The following is a 17,366-nucleotide window of genomic DNA, read 5'->3' as shown; positions in this document are numbered from 1 at the left end:
GGAGGTATTCATGGGTCCACGCGAACGACACCGTCGCAACGTTGCCAAAACGCATACCGCGCCCATCGTCATCGTCTCGCTGCTAGGCTTCTTCCTCGTCGCAGGCGTTGCCTTTGGCGTCGGCATGCTCGGCAACGTCAACCGCTGGCTGCAGAATCTGCCCGACTACACCGACACCGACCTCTACCTCACGAGCGAGCCCAGCGTGGTGCTGGACTCCGCGGGCAACGAGATCGCGCGCTTCTACACGCAGAACCGCACCAACATCTCGTGGGACGAGTGCTCCGACTACGTGAAGAGCGGCATGGTCGCCACCGAGGACGAGCGCTTCTACGAGCACAACGGCGTCGACCTCATCGGCATCATGCGCGCCGTGGTGGTCCAGCTCACGGGCGGCTCCGAAGGCGCCTCCACCATCACCCAGCAGCTCGTGCGCAACACCATCCTGTCTGACGAGCAGTTCGACATCACCCTTGAGCGCAAGGTCCGCGAGGCCTACCTTGCGCTCAAGGTCGAGGAGACCTACTCCAAAGAAGAGATCCTCATGATGTACCTCAACGCCATCTACTACGGACATGGCGCCTACGGCATCGAAGCCGCTTCTCAAACCTACTTCTCCAAGCCCGCGAGCGACCTCACCCTGGCTGAGGCGGCGCTGCTCGTCGGCCTTCCCAACTCCCCCTCAACCTATGACCCCACGGTCAACCCCGACCTCGCCCTCCAGCGTCGCAACACGGTTCTCGACCGCATGCTCTCCAACGGCGTGATCACGCAGGAGGAGCACGACGCCGCCCAGGCCGAGGAGATCGTCCTCAACGTGACGGAGAGCTCCGGCACCGGCAAAGACGTCTACGCATATCCGTACTTCGTCGACTACGTGCTCGAGCAGCTGCAGTCGCAGTTCTCCTACACCGCCATCTTCTCGGGCGGCCTCACCATCCAGACCTCGATCGACCCCACCGTGCAGCAGGCAGCAGAGCAGGCCGTGACCGATCGTTTGAACACCGTCGGCCTCGACGGACTCGAGGCGGGCGTGACCATCATCGACAACAAGACCGGCCAGATCAAAGCCATGGTCGGCGGCCGCGACTACTATGCCGACGAGGGCCACACCAACCACGCCACCTCCGGCCGCCAGGTGGGCTCCTCGTTCAAGGGCTTCACCCTCGCCACCGCCATCAACGAGGGCATGAACCCGAGCATCCCCATCAACTGCAACTCGCCCATGACCTTCGACAACGGCGTGAACGAGATCCATAACTACGGCAACCAGAGCTACGGCACCATCACGCTCGCCCGCGCGACCGAGCTCTCGTCGAATACCGGCTACGTGCAGGTGGCAAAGGCCGTGGGCAACAGCAACATCATCGATCTGTGCCGCCAGCTGGGCATCGACGCCGACATCCCCGACGTGACGAGCACCACCCTGGGCGTCGCGAGCATCTCCACCCTTGAGATGGCGGAGGCCTACTCCACCTTCGCCACCGGCGGCGTTCACCGCGATGCCGCCGCCATCGTGTCGGTCACCAACCGCGACGATGAGGTCGTCTATCAGCAGGACACCACGGGCGAGCAGGTGCTCGACACCGGCGTGACCGAGGTCGTGACCGACATCCTCTCCGGCGTCATCACCCGCGGCACCGGTAGCGCCGCGCGCCTCTCGGTGAACCAGCCCTTCTCCGGCAAGACCGGCACCACCACCGACGTTGCCGACCTGTGGTTCTGCGGCTACACCCCGCAGTACACCATCGCCACGTGGACGGGCTACTCCGAGGGAGCCATCCCCATCCGCATCGGCGGTCGCGATGCGCTCGGCGACGACCTCACCCTGCCCATCGTGCGCAACATCATGAACACGATCCTCGACGGCGTCGCACGCGAGGAGTTCCCCACCGGGGAGACTCCCACCTACAAGAACAACAGCGTCTGGCAGGTCGAAGGCAAGTCGCTCGTCGGCATGCAGTCCGCCACCACCGACGACGCCGAGACGGAAGAGCCGGAGACCCCCGAGACCGTCGAGTCTCCCGACTCGCCGAACTCCCCGTCCACGAGCCCCTCGACGCCTGACACGCCTCCGGCGAGCACGACCGACCCCAGCACCCCGGCTACGAATCCCGACCCGCCAGCCACGACCGACCCTGGTGCGGGCACCGACCCCGGTACCGGCGGCGGAGACGGAGGCGGCGGCGAAACCACAACGCCCGCCTCATAGCACGACAGCTTCGTAACGAGAAAAGGCCCCGCAAGGGGCCTTTTCTCGTTACAGGCATGTCATCGAGGAAGGTGCCGTCCACCCAACACGCGATTCCGGATGATCGCCGCCGCACCCCCTCCCAGACGCTCCTACTGCTTACGCGTATGCAGGAAGTAGTACACCAGCAAGGCAATCAGGGCGATAGGGAGAAGCATCACCAGCGCCATGATCAGGATATGGAGAAATGCAATCACGATCGATTCCTTCTTCGCTCAATAGATCTTGCCTGAGGCAGGCCCTGCGGGCCCGCCCATGAGTGTACACGAAGCAGCCAGGGTTCGCAGCCCGTCTCAGTCCGCTCCCGATTCAGCATGCGCCATCGGAACGTGCCGCATGCGGGCTCAAGCTTGGCCGTGCTGTAGGCCCCTTCCACAACGCACGTGCGAGGCCGAGGCCTCGTCCCGATCCAAAAATGGATGCGCTTTTCCGACATTGCAGGTTCTTTTTTCAAGGAGACGCTGAATAGTCAATATGAAAACCGCTGGCAGACGGCTTATCCCACCAGCGGTTACTCATAGGGTATTCTCAAAATGTCGGAAAAGCGAAACGACGTCGTTCAATCGGATGGCCCTGGGCATTTCATCGCGCACATGCCGCCGCGCCCTCGCCCCTTCGCTAGCGATGGGGGTTGCACAGCTTGCTAATCAACGCCTCCAGGCGCTCGCCGTCCTCTGCCGTCCGAGCAATGACCAGGATCGTGTCGTTTCCTGCAAGGGAGCCCAGCACATCGGGCAGCTCAGCGGCGTCGACCGCCGCCGCGATTCCCGATGCGGTGCCAGGCTGCGCCTTGATGAGCACGAGGTTCTCCGTACGGAGCACCTCGATGACAAGCTCGGAGACCATGCGCTGCAGATGAAGGTCTTCGGCCAGGACATAGACGCCTTCCGGGAGCTTCCTGAGTCCCATATCGGCGATATCGCGCGACACGGTCGCCTGCGTGCAGTCGTATCCGCACGCCTTGAGCTCATCCACCAGCATGCGCTGCGTGCGGATGTTCTTGTTGCGCACGATGTCTCGGATGGCATCCTGACGCCCGTTCCGCTTTTTTGCCATACCCTATACCTCAAATCTGAAAACACCTGAGAGAATTTGCTTTAGATGCATAGTTTACTCAAGAATCTTCGCAAAGGTGTATAGAGCACCAATAAATTCAAAATGTAACGGATGATGAAGGCATCACGAACGTCGGCAGCCGCCGCTGCCGCCCGCCACGCTACGCCGCGGAGCCCGCACTGATAAACGGCAGGTGCGAACCACGGGCGAAGCGATTGAGGCGCGCGCCGAAGCAGCAGGCAGCGACGTTGCCCTTCGCGATCGGCGAGAACATGAACCCGAACCGACCACGGTCCGCCTGAAGGGCAGAAACGGTCTCACGCGTGCTCGGCGCCTCGATCATGTCGCGCACCCGCTCCGAGCGCTCGATAGAGGATATCGCGCGCGTCGCGCAGACGTTCTCGATGCTCAGGATGACCTGGCTCAGGTGCCGGCGATGGATGGCCCGCATGAGCTCCGCATCCTCCAACATGGACCAACGGCTCGCCAGGCCCACGAGGCGCTCGTGCTCCCGCTCGCAGCGCGTATAGAGGTAGGGGTCGAGCGAGGTGGGTGCCACCTCTTGGGGACGAGGCGCGTGATAGACCGACTCTTCGACCGCGGCCACGCGCTCGACTGTCTCCATATATCCCAGGATGACGTCGGCCGGGTCGCCCGCGATGCCGAAGCGAAGCCCCATCTCGTCTACGCGGTCGCGCAGCATGAGCTTGCCTTTATGCAGGTCAAACAGGCCTTCGTCAATGAGCATGTGTGCGTTGTGCCTAAATTCCTGCGCCGTCGAGGTGGCATCGCTTGCAAAGCTCACCCTATGCGAGGCACGCTCGCCGCTGTCGTAATAGGTGTCGAACGAGAAGGAAGGGATGATGAGCTCAAGACCGTCGCGCCCGGCGGCGTCGACCATGTTTTCCAAGCCGCGCATGCCAAACCAGTCCTCCTGCTCCATAAAGAGCAGATAGGTCCCGCGCGCCTCCTCGATTCCCGCATCGAGGCCCCGGCAAAGATCGTCGGTATCGAGGTGAATCACATCGAGCCGCATGTCGCGCTCGGCGGCACGCGTGCACATCTCGAGCGTGCGGTCGCGCGAGTCGCAATCCACCACTATCAGTTGGACACTCTGAAGTTCTTGCCCCAGTACGCTCTCGGCGAGACGCGCGATGCTCGATGCGGCATCATGCACTGCCGCCACAACGGTCACACGCGGACGCTGTTTCACTCGACGCGCCAACTGTTCAGCCTCCAGAACGACGGGACTCTGCCTGTTCTGCCATGGTATCACCACCAAAAACAGGCTATCCGTCAACAGTCGGGATGCACGCCATGCACAGATTGTCACCACGCATGCCACACACTTGCCCGCGCGGCATGCACGGCGCTTTCGGGCGCCTACTCAACGGGAATGAGCACACCCTCGTCATAGGTCACGCCAGCGAAGGTGAGCCCGCATGCCGGGGCAGTCGGCCCCGCCGCCGTCCGCTCGCAGGCAGCGAGCGCATCGGCCACCCAGGAGGGGCTCCGCCGATGGGTTCCGACCTCGACCAGGGTCCCCACGATGGTGCGCACCATCGAATGCAGAAACGCGTTGCCCGTGATGGTGAAGGCGAGCACGTCCTCCCCCATCTCGCAGGTGCGCTCGAAGCCGACGCCCATGACGTTGCGACAGGTGGGCTTGTCGATTGCCGAGGCGACCTTGCAGAAGCTCTTGAAGTCATGCTCGCCGATCAGATGCTGTGCTCCCTCGAGCATCGCCTGCTCGTCGAGCGGGAAGCGATGCCACCAGACGTGGCTCCGCGTGAGCACCGGGCGATCCGGACGGTCGGCAATGCGGTAGACGTAGGTCCTCGCGCGCGCGTCGAAGCGCGCCGAGAAGCCCTGTGGGGCGTGATAGACCTCGCCCACGGCGATGTCGCGCGGGAGCAGGGCATCCATGGCGCGCAGCCAGCGACGGCGCGGGATGGCGAGCTCTTCTGCCGTGGCAGGCATGCTCACGTACTGCGCAAGCGCATGTACGCCCGCATCGGTGCGGCCCGCGCACGTAAGGTCCACCCCTCGCCGCAGAAAGGTCTCGAGCCCACGCCTCAGCTCACCCGCCACGGTATGGACATCCGGCTGGGGCTGCTCCGCAAACCCGCTATACGCTCCGCCGTCATAGGCGATACGCAGCACGAGGGCCCCCGCCTCAGAAGTCCCTTCACCGAGGACGGAAACGCCCGACTTGCCCTCTTGGTTCATGACACGCTCCTTCGGCTCCCGGGGTCAACCCGAAACCATCCACGACACGATCGCTATCGCCACCATGATGCCACAGCTCAGGCAAAGCGTCCTGATGTCGCGCGACCCAAGCGGACGCCTCGGCGCCTCGGCAGCGGTCTCTTCGCTGCTGCACCGGGCGTCCATGGACTCGGCGACGCGGTCGGCGCGGCGGAACAGCGACACGACGGCCGGCACCAACACCGCCCCCCAACGTCTCACGCGGCGAATGGCCCCGCCCTCGTCGAGCTTGACCCCGCGCGCCCGCTGGGCGGAGGCAACACGCGTCACCTCCTCCATGGCAAGAGGTATGAAGCGGAGGGCGAGGGAGAGGGTCAGGCCAAAAGACCCCACGGGGACCCCGACCCGCTTGAGGGGACGCATGAGCCGCACCACCGCATCCGCCAGCTGCGTCGGCGTCGACGTTTCCGAAACCACCAGCGCCGCGGCAACGAGCAGAAGAATGCGCGCCATGGCCATGAGGGCACGGCATGCTCCCGACAGGCTGAGGCCGAACGGCGTGGCAAGCATGACCTCGGCCGTCCCATCAAGGGAGATGAGATTGCACACGACGATGATCGCAAACAAAATGGAGAGCGGCCGCAGCGCATGGACCGTGCGGCGAAACCCCACCCCTGCCAACCGCAGGGCGACGGCTATCGATGCCGCCCAGAGCGCAAGCGCCACGGGCTGCGGCACGGCAAAGACCGCCGCCGTCAACGCGAGCAGCACCACGATCTTGACGCGCGCATCGAGGTCGCGCACAGCCCGCCCGCGCTCTGATCTCCCCCTGCGGGCATGGCGCTCCGTAGCGCCATGCCCGGCCCTCGGCACGCCCCCTGCGGGGCAGGTCCCATCGAGCGCCCAGCCGACGCTCCACGCCTCGGGGGCCGACAGGCCGGCCTTGCTGAAGGCGGCGGCATCGGCCTTCAGGTCCGCCACCGATCCGCTCCAGGCAACCCTGCCGTCGCGCAAGAACAGCACGCGGTCCGCGATGTCAAGCCACTCCTCCAAATCGTGGCTTACGACCATGACCGGCATGCCGTCACGCGCCAGGCTTCGCACGAGCGCATGCAGGTCGCTGCGTCCACGCGTATCAAGGCCGCTTGTAGGCTCGTCGAGCACCAACGCCCTGGCGTCCAGGGTCAAAACGCCGCCGATGGCCACGCGCCTGCCCTGACCGCCTGAGAGGGAAAAGGGGTCGCGCGTCATGAGCTCGGGGGGGATTCCGACCCTCACGCGTGCATCTTCGACGCGGCGCGCGACGACCTCCTCCGGCTCGCCTTGGTTTCGAGGGGCAAACGCGAGCTCGCGCGCGACGCTCTCAAGAAACAGCTGGCGCTCTGGATGCTGAAACGACAGGGCGACATCCCCCGCGTGCGGGGCAGCGCCGCCAACCGCGACCGTGCCGGCGAGCGGCTGCTCGAGTCCAGCGACCAAAGCGGCGAGCGTCGATTTTCCCGATCCCGTTGCGCCCGCGACGAGCGTTACGGATCCGCGCGGCACCTCCACGCTTACATCCGACAGCGCCGTCTCAGGATGGATGAGGCCGGCATGGGGATCATCGTATGCAAAGAACGCGCCGTCGACGATGATGCCCGGCCCTCTCGCGCCCTCATGCTCCTCGCACGAAACGCTCGAAGCGGCCTTGGAGCCCCATTTCATCGCATCGATGATCGCCTGACGCGCCCCCCGTCCCTCAGAGGTCGAATTCACCCACGAGATGAGGTCCTCGGGCTCAACACCCCTGGAAGGGTCATACCCTGCCGTAAAAGCCGCCTTGAGCCCGTCAACGTAATGGCTTGGCGGCAAGGTCTCGCCCCATAGCGTCGGATGCTCGACCAGCAGGGCCCGGGGCTCCCCTTCCCACACGATCCCGCCCGCGCGGACGACTACGACGCGGTCGCCCATGAGCACCTCGAGCGGGTCATGGGTCACCTGGACCACGCCGCAGCTCCGACGACGAGCAAGCTTGCGAAACAGCGCGCGAAACTGGGGGCGGGCAGCGCTGTCGAGCTGCGAGGTCACCTCATCGAGCACGAGATAGCCCGGCTGCATGGCAAGCACGGCGGCGATGGCGAGGCGCTGCTGCTCGCCACCCGACAGCTCCTCGACCTCACGGGCCTCATACCCGGACAACCCGACCGCATCGAGCGCATGGCTCGCGGCCCGGGCGATCCTCTGCTCGTCCCAGCCAAGGTTGCGCGGACCAAACGAGACCTCATCCAGGACGAGGGTGGACACGATCTGGTCGGCGGGATTTTGAAAGACGTGCCCGACGCTTCTGCGGACCTGGCGACGCGCAAGGTCACCGTCCGCAGGATCGACGCCATCAACCACAACCACGCCAGGCTCTCCGACAAGGGCGCCGCACATCAGGTTGACCAGCGTCGACTTGCCCGAGCCGTTCGCGCCGACCACGGAGACGACCTCCCCCGGCCGCACGCGGAGGCTTACGTCGCCGAGGGCTACAAGGGGTGAGCGGGAGCCGGCGTGACCGGCCTCATCCGAAGTCGATGCCGGGGCATATTCCATATGTGCGTGGATGACCTCGATCATCATGCTCCTCACGCAGAAGTTGCATACATACAAAAACGAGGGGCGCATACGCACCCCTCGCGATCAGGCACTATAGCCATAGCTGCGATGTTACTCAGCAGCGTTCTCCTCGGTGGCCTCGACGACCTCGGGAGCCTCCTCGGCAGCGGGCTCCTCGGCCTTCTCGACCTTGGTGGGAGCAGCAGCCTTCTTGGGAGCAGGAGCGACCTTGCGCTCCTTCTTCACCACGGGCTCGGAAACGATCTCCATGATGACCATAGGAGCGTTGTCGCCCTTGCGGGGGCCGAGCTTCATGATGCGGGTGTAGCCGCCGTTGCGGTCGGCCCACATGCCCTGAGCGGCCTTGTCAAAGACCTCGGCGACGAGGTGCTTGTCGCCGAGCTTGGCAATGGCGAGACGACGAGAGTGCAGGTCGCCCTTCTTGGCCCAGGTGATGATGGGCTCGACATAGCTGCGCAGCGCCTTGGCGCGCGTCTCGGTGGTCTTGATGCGATCGTTCTCCAGAAGGGCCTTGGCCAGGCTCTTCTTCATCGCACGGGTGTGAGCGGCGTCGGTGCCAAGCTTCAGACCCTTCTTCTTGTTGTGACGCATGTGTACGTTCTCCTCTATACGCGAAGCATTAAGCCTTCAGGCTCAGGCCCATGGACTCAAGCTTGTCTTTGACTTCCTCAATGGACTTCACGCCAAAGTTGCGGATGTTCAGCAGGTCGTTCTCGGAGAACTCGACAAGCTGACGAACCGAGTGGATGCTGGCACGCTTGAGGCAGTTATAGGAGCGGACGGAGAGGTCCAGGTCCTCGATCTGCTTGTCGAGCTCGGCATTGTCGCTCGAGACCTCGGGGGCGAAGATCGAGACCTCCTCCTCAACCTCGGGGGTGTCGGCAAGGTTCATGAAGGCCTGCATGTGCTGATTGATGATGTTGGCAGCCTGCACCACGGCGTCGCGCGGCGTGAGCGCGCCGTTGGTCTCGATCTCGAGAACGAGACGATCGTAGTCGGTGTGCTGACCGACACGGCAGGCCTCAACGAGCTTGGCGCAGCGACGAACGGGCGAGAACAGCGAGTCGACGTGAATGACCCCGATGGGATCGTTGTCACGCTTGTTGCCCTCGTAGGAAACGTAGCCACGGCCATAGCCGATGCGCATGCTCATGGTGAGGTGGCCGCCCTCGTTGAGGGTGGCGATGTGCTGCTCGGGGTTGACAAGCTCAAACTCAGACGGGATGAAGAAGTCCGCACCGGTGACCTCGCAGGGACCGTCGACCGAGATGGTCGCAGTCGCCTCATCGGTGGTGCCGAGAGACCTGAAGACCAGGCCCTTGACATTCAGGACGATGTCGGTGACGTCCTCGACCATGTTCGGGATGGTCGTGAACTCATGCTGGGCACCATCGATCTGAATCGCCTCGACCGCAGCGCCCTCCAGGGACGACAGCAGGACGCGACGCAGGGAGTTGCCCAGCGTATCACCGTAACCGCGCTCAAGCGGCTCAACGGAGACGCGTGCAGACGTCTCGTTGATTTCATCGACCTGAACCTGAGGCCTAATGAATTCTGACATGTATAACCTCCAGCCTCAGCAGCCCAAATGGACTACTTGGAGTAGAACTCGACGATGAGCTGCTCTTTGATATCGGTGCTGATCTGCTCGCGCGAAGGGAGCGAGAGAACGTTGCCGGACAGCTTCTCGATATCCACCTCGAGCCAACCAGGAACCTCGAAGCGCTCGGACTGGATGAGAGCCTCTTTGATGGGAAGGAGGTCGCGATACTTCTCGCCCACGGCGATGACGTCACCCGGCTTCACGAGGAAGGAGGGGATGTCGACGCGGCGGCCGTTCACGGTGAAGTGGCCGTGACGGACGGTCTGGCGAGCCTCACGACGAGTGCGGGCGAAGCCAAGACGGAAGACAACGTTGTCGAGACGGCTCTCGAGCAGCGTCATGAGGTTCTCACCGGTGACGCCGGGCATCTTGAGAGCGCGCTCGTAATAACGGTGGAACTGCTTCTCGAGCACACCGTAGATGAACTTAGCCTTCTGCTTCTCGCGCAGCTGCATGCCGTACTCGGACTCCTTGCGGCGACGCTTGGGCTGACGAATAGATTCCTTCTTGCTGCTGTAGCCCAGCTCAACGGGATCGATCCCGAGCTGGCGGCAGCGCTTGAGAACAGGCGTCCTGTCGATTGCCATTGTATTTCGATCCTTTCAGAGTTACACGCGACGACGCTTCTTGGGGCGGCAGCCGTTGTGCGGGATGGGGGTCTTGTCCTGAATGCTCGTGACCTCGAGGCCAGCAGCCTGGAGCGAGCGGATAGCGGTCTCGCGACCAGAACCCGGACCCTTCACGAACACGGCGACCTTGTGCATGCCATGCTCCATAGCGGCCTTGGCGCAAGCCTCGGCGGCCATCTGAGCGGCGAACGGCGTGCTCTTGCGGGAACCCTTGAAGCCGACCTGGCCAGCGGAGCGCCAAGCGATGACGTTGCCCTGGGGATCGGTGATCGACACGATCGTATTGTTGAAGGTGGAACGGATGTGAGCCTGACCCACCGAAATGTTCTTGCGGTCCGCGCGCTTGATACGGGTGGCGGCGCCGCGCTTGTTCTTTGCAGTAGCCATCTTCTAGCGCTCTCCTTATTTCTTCTTCTTGGCACCGATCTGACGCTTCGGGCCCTTGCGGGTACGAGCGTTGGTGTGGGTGCGCTGGCCGCGGACCGGCAGGCCCTTGCGGTGACGCAGGCCACGGTTGCAGCCGATGTCCATGAGGCGCTTGACGTTCTGGTTACGCTCACGACGGAGGTCGCCCTCGATCATGAGGTGATTCTCGTCGATGTATTTACGGATGACGTCAACCTCTTCCTCGGTGAGGTCCTTGACGCGGGTATCCGGATTGATGTTCGTGTCCGCGCAGATCTTGCTGGCGGTGGTGCGGCCGATGCCGTAAATGTAGGTAAGACCGATCTCGACACGCTTCTCGCGCGGCAGATCGACACCGCTAATACGGGCCAACTTAGTTCTCCTCTCTTAACCCTGACGCTGCTTGTGGCGCGGATTCTCGCAGATGACGAGAATCTTGCCATGACGCCTGATGATCTTGCACTTGTCGCACATCTTCTTGACCGAAGGACGTACCTTCATCGTTCTTCCTTTCGGTAGTGCTCAGACTTCAACCTACTATCTACTCGCCCAGCCGCAGGCGTGAAACACAATGGCTGGATCTCAACATGCAAACGCGACCGCAGGTTGAGCAGGCCTTGCGATCGCACATGCATACATGTTGTGCTGACGCTACTTGTAGCGATACGTAATGCGCCCGCGCGTGAGGTCATACGGGGAAAGCTCCACGACAACCTTATCGCCGGGAAGAATGCGGATATAGTTCATGCGGATCTTGCCCGAAATGGAGCAGAGAACCTTATGACCATTCTCGAGCTCAACGCGGAACATGGCGTTGGGCAGGGGCTCGGTGACCGTACCCTCGAGTTCGATTGCATCTTCCTTCTTCACAAGCACATCTTTCTCTCGAAACGACAGCAACTGAGCATGATACAACACAAAAGTGCTATATCTCGCTTTTTCGTCAACGCTTCACAAATTGTTGCAGCGTCGCTTCTCGCCATCTGGCGGGGCATATGTCCCCGTGCTCAGACAGCGCTGTCGCGAACTGCGCGCGGGGACATATGCCCCGCCTGATGCCTCAAGAGCGTTGACCCTCCAAGGGCATCGACCGCGGGGAATCACATAACCGTCATCCCCGCTTGAGACACCGGGTGCCCGTCCGGTATCTACCGTCCCGCGCGCAGTTCGCAAAGCGCTGTCTGAGCACGGGATGGTTGATACCGGACGGGCTCCCGTGATAGGTGTTACATAACGCCGCCCTGCATGGAGCACCATTCGCCCTGGGCGTCGGCCGTAAGAATGATCGGGCCGTCATCGGTGATCGCAATGGTGTTCTCATAGTGAGCTGCAGGCAGGTGGTCGTTCGTGCGAACGATCCAGCCATCGGCGCCTACGGTCACTCGATGGGTACCGAGCGTGATCATCGGCTCGATCGCGATGACCATACCGGCCTGGAGACGAACGCCCCTGCCCTTCTTGCCATAGTTGGGGACGTTCGGATCCTCATGCATGTTGCGCCCGACGCCATGGCCGACGTAGTCGCGCAGCACTCCGTATCCGTTGCTTTCTGCGAGCGTCTGAACGGCATGGCCGATGTCGCCGATATGATTGCCCGGAACGGCCTGGGCGATTCCGGCCTTCAGGCAGTCGCGCGTGACTTCGCAAAGCGCCTGAACCTCAGGAGCGACGTTCCCGACGTAGAAGGTCCATGCGTTATCGCCTACCCAGCCATCGACGATCGCACCCGTATCGATGGAGATGATGTCTCCATCTCGCAGGATGACGTCGGGATTGGGAATGCCGTGGACCACGGCATCGTTCAGCGATGCACAGATGGATCCGGGAAAACCGCCATAGCCCTTGAAAGCGGGAATGCCGCCATGCATGCGGATGATCTGCTCGGCAAGCTGGTCGAGCTCGAAGGTCGAGACGCCCGGGCGCACCATGGCCCCAACGTGCCGGAGCACCATCTTCGACAGTGCTCCGGCCTTCTTCATAGCCTCGATCTCTTGGGGAGACTTGATCTTGATCATAGACCGAGCGCTTCCTTCACGGATGCATAGACCTCGTCGATCGCATGGGCTCCGTCGACAGCCTTGAGGAGACCCTGTCCACGATAGTACTCGACAAGCGGGCTCGTCGACTTCTCGTAGACATCAAGACGGTTCTTGATGGTCTCGGGCTTATCGTCATCGCGCTGATACATCTCGCCGCCGCACTTCGGGCAAACGGCGTCAGCAGCGGTGCCGGTGTAGCCGCAGGCGCGGCAGGTACGGCGACCGGAGAGGCGCTCGACGATGACCTCGGGCGCAACGTCGATGAGCAGCGCGCAGTCGATGGTACGATCCATGGCGGACAGCTCGGAATCGAGCGTCACGGCCTGGACGGTGTTGCGCGGGAAGCCATCGAGGATGAAACCCTCCTGCGCGTCATCGGCAGCGAGACGCTCCTTCACCAGATCGATCACCAGCTGGTCAGGAACGAGCTCTCCTGCATCCATGTACTTCTTGGCCTGAATGCCAAGCTCGGTTCCGCCCTTCACGGCGGTGCGAAGCAGGTCGCCCGTGGAGATGTGGGCGATGCCGAACTCTGCGACCAGACGCTGGGCCATGGTGCCCTTGCCGGCGCCAGGACCACCCAACAGCACGATATTCATGAGGGTCTCCTTTCTCCCTTACATGAAGAAGCCGTCGTAGTCGTACATCTTCAGCTGGCTCTCAACCTTGGCGATGGTGTCGAGAACGACGCCCACCATGATGAGGATAGAGGTGCCACCGAACGACTGGATGAGCTGGTTGTTGGTGAACGAGAACACGATGGACGGAACGATCGCGATGACCGCCAGGAAGATGGCGCTCGGAAGCGTGATCTTGTTCAGCGCGTTCTTGATGTAGGCGGCCGTAGCCTTGCCCGGACGCACGCCCGGAATAAAGCCGCCCTGCTTCTTGAGGTTGTCTGCCGTGTCATCGGGATTGAACACCATCGAGGTGTAGAAATAGGCGAAGAACACGATGAGGACAACGTTCAAGATCCAGTTGAGCCATCCGGAGGACAGGGCACCCGCGACGGCCTGCACCCAGTCGATGCCCGGGAAGAACACCGCGAGCTGAGCCGGGAAGTACAGAAGTGCCGAAGCAAAGATGATCGGCACGACGCCGGCGGTGTTGACCTTGATCGGCAGATAGGTGGACTGGCCACCCATAAGACGACGGCCCACGACGCGCTTGGCGAACTGTACCGGAATGCGGCGCTGGCCACGCTCGATAAAGACAATGAGCGGAATGACCAGAAGAATCACCACGAAGATGACGACGGTGATGATCACACCGGTGGCGCCACCCTGCATGGAGGAGATGATCGCCTGAGGCAGGCCGGCCATGATGTTCGCGAAGATGATGAGCGACATGCCGTTGCCGATGCCACGCTGGGTGATGAGCTCACCGATCCACATGATGAGCATGGCGCCCGCGGTGAGCGTGCCCACGATCATGATGTCGAAGATGATCTCGGGAGCGCCGGCGCCATTGAAGTTGATGCCGAAGCTCTTGAACAGGAAGAGATAGCCGATCGAGTTGAGAATGGCGAGCGCGAGCGTAAGGTAGCGAGAATACTGGGTGATCTTGGTCTGACCGACCTCGCCCTCGCGGGCAAGCTCGTGCAGGCTGGGTACCACGCTCTGCAGCATCTGCAAGATGATGGAGCTCGTGATGTAGGGCATGATGCCCAGCGAAAAGACCGAGACGTAGCTCAGCGCGCCGCCGGAGAACAGATTCAGCAGCGCCATGGCGCCGGCGGCAACGGAGTCGTCACCGCCGAAAAGGCCCAGCATCCCCTGGACGGGGACGCCGGGCACGGGAACGTGCGCACCGATGCGGTACGCAACGAGCATCGCTATGGTGAAGAGAATCTTGTCCCGCAGTTCTTTGACGCGGAACGCGTTCTTCAGACCATTTAGCACGGCTGCTCGACCGACCCTCCTGCTGCCTCGATCTTAGCCTTGGCAGAGGCAGAAACCTTGTCGACCTTGACCGTGAACTTCTTGGTGGTCTCGCCCTCACCAAGAACCTTGACGGGCTCATACTCCTTCTTGATGATGCCGGCGGCCTTGAGGGAGGCGCCGTCAATCACAGCGCCGTCCTCGAACTTCTCGTCGAGACGGGCGATGTTGACCGGAGTGTACTCCACGCGGTTGGGGTTGCGGAAACCCGGGAGCTTGGGCAGGCGCATCGCGAGCGGGGTCTGACCACCCTCGAAGCCCGAACCCTTGCCGCCGCCAGAGCGGGAGAGCTGGCCCTTCTGGCCGCGACCGGCCGTGGTGCCGTGGCCGGAGGAGTTACCGCGGCCAATACGCTTACGCCGATGCGTGGAGCCCGGCGCGGGAGTGAGATCATGAAGCTGCATTTGCTACTCCTCTACAATCTCAACAAGGTGCTTGACCTTGAAGATCATTCCGCGGACAGACTCGTTGTCGGTGATCTCGCGGGTGCGGTTGATCTTGCCGAGGCCGAGGGCGCGGACCGTCCTAACCTGGTCCTTCTTGCAGCCGTTGGTGCTGCGGACCTGCTTGATCTTGATGGTGTCAGCCATGCTTACTGCTCCTTACCAACGAACATCTCGGCGACGGTAAGGCCACGACGCTGCGCGACCTCCTCCGGACTCGAGAGCTCCTTCAGGCCCTCGGCAGCGGCCTTGATGATGTTGAGGCCGTTGTCGGTGCCCAGGGACTTGGCGAGAACGTTCTTGATGCCGGCAAGCTCGAAGAGGGGGCGCACGGCGCCGCCGGCGATGACGCCGGTACCCTCGACAGCGGGCTTGATGATGATGCGGCCAGCACCAAAGTGGCCGATGACCTCGTGCGGGATGGTACCGGTCTCGGTCACAGGCACGTGGAACATGTTCTTCTTGGCGTCGAGCGAAGCCTTGGAGATGGCCAGAGGCACCTCGGCGGACTTGCCCATGCCAAGACCCACGTTGCCCTTGCCGTCACCCACGACGACGAGCGCCACGAGCGACATGCGACGACCGCCCTTGACGGTCTTGGAAACACGGTTGATGAAGACGACGCGCTCCTCGAACTCGGAGGCCTCGCGCTGCTGCTTGGGATTACGAGCCATGTGCTACTTACCTCCTAGAATTCGAGTCCGGCGGCACGGGCGCCGTCGGCGAGGGCCTTGACGCGGCCGTGGTAGATGCGGCCGCCACGGTCGAACGTCACCTTGGTGATGCCAGCCTCGAGGGCGCGCTTGCCAACGAGCTCGCCGATCTTCTCAGCGGCCTCCTTGTTGGAGTTGTGGCCGCCCTTGAACTCGGCCTCGAGCGTGGAGGCGGAGACGAGGGTGTGGCCCTTGGTGTCGTCGATGATGGCGGCATAGATGTGGGCGTTGGTGCGGGTCACGCGCAGGCGCGGACGCTCCGGGGTGCCGAAGATCTTGCCACGAACGCGACGCTGGCGACGCTTCAGACCTGCGAGCTTCGCTTTGTTCTTGTTCATTGAGACTCCTTAGTCTTCTGCCAGCACCTGACGGGGTGCTGGTCTTACGAGTGAGTTCCCTACTACTTAGCGGCCTTACCGAGCTTGCGACGGATGTGCTCGCCAACGTAGTGGATACCCTTGCCCTTGTAAGGCTCGGGCGGACGCTTGCCGCGGATCTCGGCGGCAACCTGGCCCACCTGCTGCTTATTGATGCCCTTGACGTTGATGTGGGTGTTGTCGGGCACCTCGAAGGTGATGCCTTCGGGAGCGGGATACAGGACGGGGTGCGAGAAGCCCAGCGAAAGCTCGAGGGTGTTGCCCTTCAGGACGACACGGTAACCGACGCCGGCGAGCTCGAGGGACTTCGTGAAGCCCTCGGAGACGCCCACAACCATGTTGTGGATAAGGGCGCGGGTAAGGCCGTGACGAGCGCGGGTCTCACGCTCATCGTCAGGGCGGACGACTGTGAGGACGCCGTCGGCGACCTCGATGGAGAGCTTGTTGTAGACATCAAGCTCGAGCTGGCCCTTGGGGCCCTTGACGGTCACATGCGAACCGTCCACTGCCACGTCGACTCCGGCGGGAATCTGGACAGGCTTCTTACCGATACGGGACACGGTGTTCTCCTTTCCTTCTACGCGCCTAGCCGCTTACCACACGTAGGCGACGATCTCGCCGCCGACGCCCAGCTTACGAGCGTCGCGGTCAGCCATGACGCCCTTGCTGGTCGAGATGATGGCGGTGCCGAGACCGCCACGGACGCGGGGAAGGTCCATGACACGGGCGTACTTGCGCAGGCCCGGCTTGGAAATACGGCGGATGCCGGAGATGACCTTCTGCTTCTTGGGGCCGTACTTAAGGGTGATGTGGAGGGTCTTCTGGGGAGTCGTGTCCTCGACGGTGTACGACTCGATGTAGCCCTCCTCGTAGATGACGCGAGCGATCTCCACGAGCTTCTTGGAGCTCGGCATAGAGACCGTGGCCTTGTTCGCAGCGTTTGCGTTACGGATGCGCGTAAGCATATCTGCGATCGGGTCTGTAAGGTTCATACAGATTCTCCTTCGTTCTTGATGAACTCGCACATGCGGTTCTCGTTCACCCGTGGCGAACAAGCCAGATCATGTGCGCTCTTCCCTGCACGCGGCGATCGGACCGCATGCA

21 protein-coding genes are annotated in these 17,366 nt (G+C 62.6%); 1 reads left to right on the top strand and 20 read right to left on the bottom strand.

All coding sequences use genetic code 11. The annotated features are described in order from the left end of the window. The first annotated feature begins 10 nt into the window (after positions 1-10). On the top strand, positions 11-2,212 hold the full coding sequence (locus H6A15_RS02160; protein WP_204672058.1) for a transglycosylase domain-containing protein: 2,202 nt from the start codon (positions 11-13) through the stop codon (positions 2,210-2,212). 657 nt (positions 2,213-2,869) lie between these two features. Here H6A15_RS02160 and H6A15_RS02155 read toward each other — a convergent pair. The 20 genes from H6A15_RS02155 to rpsH form a co-directional block, all read right to left on the bottom strand. Beyond that, complete coding sequence (locus tag H6A15_RS02155) at positions 2,870-3,307, bottom strand: arginine repressor (RefSeq protein WP_204672057.1); 438 nt, start codon at positions 3,305-3,307, stop codon at positions 2,870-2,872. Between the two features lie 160 nt (positions 3,308-3,467). After that, positions 3,468-4,520: a glycosyltransferase gene (locus H6A15_RS02150; RefSeq protein WP_204672056.1), complete on the bottom strand. Its 1,053-nt coding sequence runs from the start codon at positions 4,518-4,520 to the stop codon at positions 3,468-3,470. Positions 4,521-4,690: 170 nt separating this feature from the next. Continuing rightward, complete coding sequence (gene truA, locus H6A15_RS02145; protein ID WP_204672055.1) at positions 4,691-5,536, bottom strand: tRNA pseudouridine(38-40) synthase TruA; 846 nt, start codon at positions 5,534-5,536, stop codon at positions 4,691-4,693. A gap of 24 nt (positions 5,537-5,560) precedes the next feature. Beyond that, positions 5,561-8,161 (bottom strand): energy-coupling factor transporter ATPase, encoded by a 2,601-nt coding sequence (locus H6A15_RS02140; RefSeq protein ID WP_204672054.1) that lies wholly within the window; start codon positions 8,159-8,161, stop codon positions 5,561-5,563. Between the two features lie 42 nt (positions 8,162-8,203). Continuing rightward, a complete protein-coding gene (gene rplQ, locus H6A15_RS02135) occupies positions 8,204-8,704 on the bottom strand; it encodes a 50S ribosomal protein L17 (RefSeq protein WP_204672053.1) in 501 nt (166 codons plus the stop codon). A 28-nt stretch (positions 8,705-8,732) separates the two neighbouring features. Continuing rightward, positions 8,733-9,674, bottom strand: a complete 942-nt coding sequence (locus tag H6A15_RS02130) for a DNA-directed RNA polymerase subunit alpha (RefSeq protein ID WP_204672052.1) — start codon at positions 9,672-9,674, stop codon at positions 8,733-8,735. Positions 9,675-9,706: 32 nt separating this feature from the next. Continuing rightward, entirely contained in the window at positions 9,707-10,303 is a 597-nt protein-coding gene (rpsD, locus tag H6A15_RS02125) for a 30S ribosomal protein S4 (RefSeq protein ID WP_204672051.1), read from the bottom strand. A 21-nt stretch (positions 10,304-10,324) separates the two neighbouring features. Next, positions 10,325-10,732, bottom strand: coding sequence for a 30S ribosomal protein S11 (gene rpsK, locus H6A15_RS02120; protein ID WP_087411525.1), 408 nt, complete (start codon positions 10,730-10,732; stop codon positions 10,325-10,327). A gap of 15 nt (positions 10,733-10,747) precedes the next feature. Beyond that, complete coding sequence (gene rpsM, locus H6A15_RS02115; RefSeq protein WP_204672050.1) at positions 10,748-11,122, bottom strand: 30S ribosomal protein S13; 375 nt, start codon at positions 11,120-11,122, stop codon at positions 10,748-10,750. 15 nt (positions 11,123-11,137) lie between these two features. After that, positions 11,138-11,251 (bottom strand): 50S ribosomal protein L36, encoded by a 114-nt coding sequence (gene rpmJ / locus H6A15_RS02110; protein ID WP_016309305.1) that lies wholly within the window; start codon positions 11,249-11,251, stop codon positions 11,138-11,140. Positions 11,252-11,401: 150 nt separating this feature from the next. Then, a complete protein-coding gene (gene infA, locus H6A15_RS02105; protein ID WP_087411546.1) occupies positions 11,402-11,620 on the bottom strand; it encodes a translation initiation factor IF-1 in 219 nt (72 codons plus the stop codon). 356 nt (positions 11,621-11,976) lie between these two features. Next, the gene (gene map, locus H6A15_RS02100; protein ID WP_204672049.1) at positions 11,977-12,765 is read right to left on the bottom strand and encodes a type I methionyl aminopeptidase; all 789 of its coding nucleotides are present in this window, start codon (positions 12,763-12,765) and stop codon (positions 11,977-11,979) included. Beyond that, positions 12,762-13,388 (bottom strand): adenylate kinase, encoded by a 627-nt coding sequence (locus H6A15_RS02095; RefSeq protein ID WP_204672048.1) that lies wholly within the window; start codon positions 13,386-13,388, stop codon positions 12,762-12,764. The genes map and H6A15_RS02095 overlap by 4 nt, the downstream gene beginning before the upstream one ends. An 18-nt stretch (positions 13,389-13,406) precedes the next feature. Further along, a complete protein-coding gene (secY, locus tag H6A15_RS02090) occupies positions 13,407-14,690 on the bottom strand; it encodes a preprotein translocase subunit SecY (RefSeq protein ID WP_204672047.1) in 1,284 nt (427 codons plus the stop codon). After that, on the bottom strand, positions 14,684-15,133 hold the full coding sequence (gene rplO, locus H6A15_RS02085; RefSeq protein WP_204672046.1) for a 50S ribosomal protein L15: 450 nt from the start codon (positions 15,131-15,133) through the stop codon (positions 14,684-14,686). Before rplO ends, secY begins: the two co-directional genes overlap by 7 nt. A 3-nt stretch (positions 15,134-15,136) precedes the next feature. Then, positions 15,137-15,319 carry a 50S ribosomal protein L30 gene (gene rpmD, locus H6A15_RS02080; protein ID WP_204672045.1) on the bottom strand — a complete coding sequence of 61 codons (183 nt, stop codon included), beginning with the start codon at positions 15,317-15,319 and terminating at the stop codon, positions 15,137-15,139. Positions 15,320-15,321: 2 nt separating this feature from the next. Then, positions 15,322-15,846, bottom strand: a complete 525-nt coding sequence (gene rpsE / locus H6A15_RS02075) for a 30S ribosomal protein S5 (RefSeq protein WP_204672044.1) — start codon at positions 15,844-15,846, stop codon at positions 15,322-15,324. 14 nt (positions 15,847-15,860) lie between these two features. Beyond that, the gene (gene rplR, locus H6A15_RS02070) at positions 15,861-16,223 is read right to left on the bottom strand and encodes a 50S ribosomal protein L18 (RefSeq protein ID WP_204672043.1); all 363 of its coding nucleotides are present in this window, start codon (positions 16,221-16,223) and stop codon (positions 15,861-15,863) included. A gap of 62 nt (positions 16,224-16,285) precedes the next feature. Next, positions 16,286-16,822, bottom strand: a complete 537-nt coding sequence (rplF, locus tag H6A15_RS02065) for a 50S ribosomal protein L6 (protein WP_204672042.1) — start codon at positions 16,820-16,822, stop codon at positions 16,286-16,288. 33 nt (positions 16,823-16,855) lie between these two features. Next, positions 16,856-17,254: a 30S ribosomal protein S8 gene (gene rpsH, locus H6A15_RS02060; protein WP_087411535.1), complete on the bottom strand. Its 399-nt coding sequence runs from the start codon at positions 17,252-17,254 to the stop codon at positions 16,856-16,858. Positions 17,255-17,366: the final 112 nt, after the last annotated feature.

Origin of the sequence: Enorma phocaeensis (assembly GCF_016901575.1) — a bacterium.
Taxonomy (GTDB): Bacteria; Actinomycetota; Coriobacteriia; order Coriobacteriales; family Coriobacteriaceae; genus Limicola; species Limicola phocaeensis_A.
This window is presented reverse-complemented; position numbering and strand designations above follow the sequence as displayed.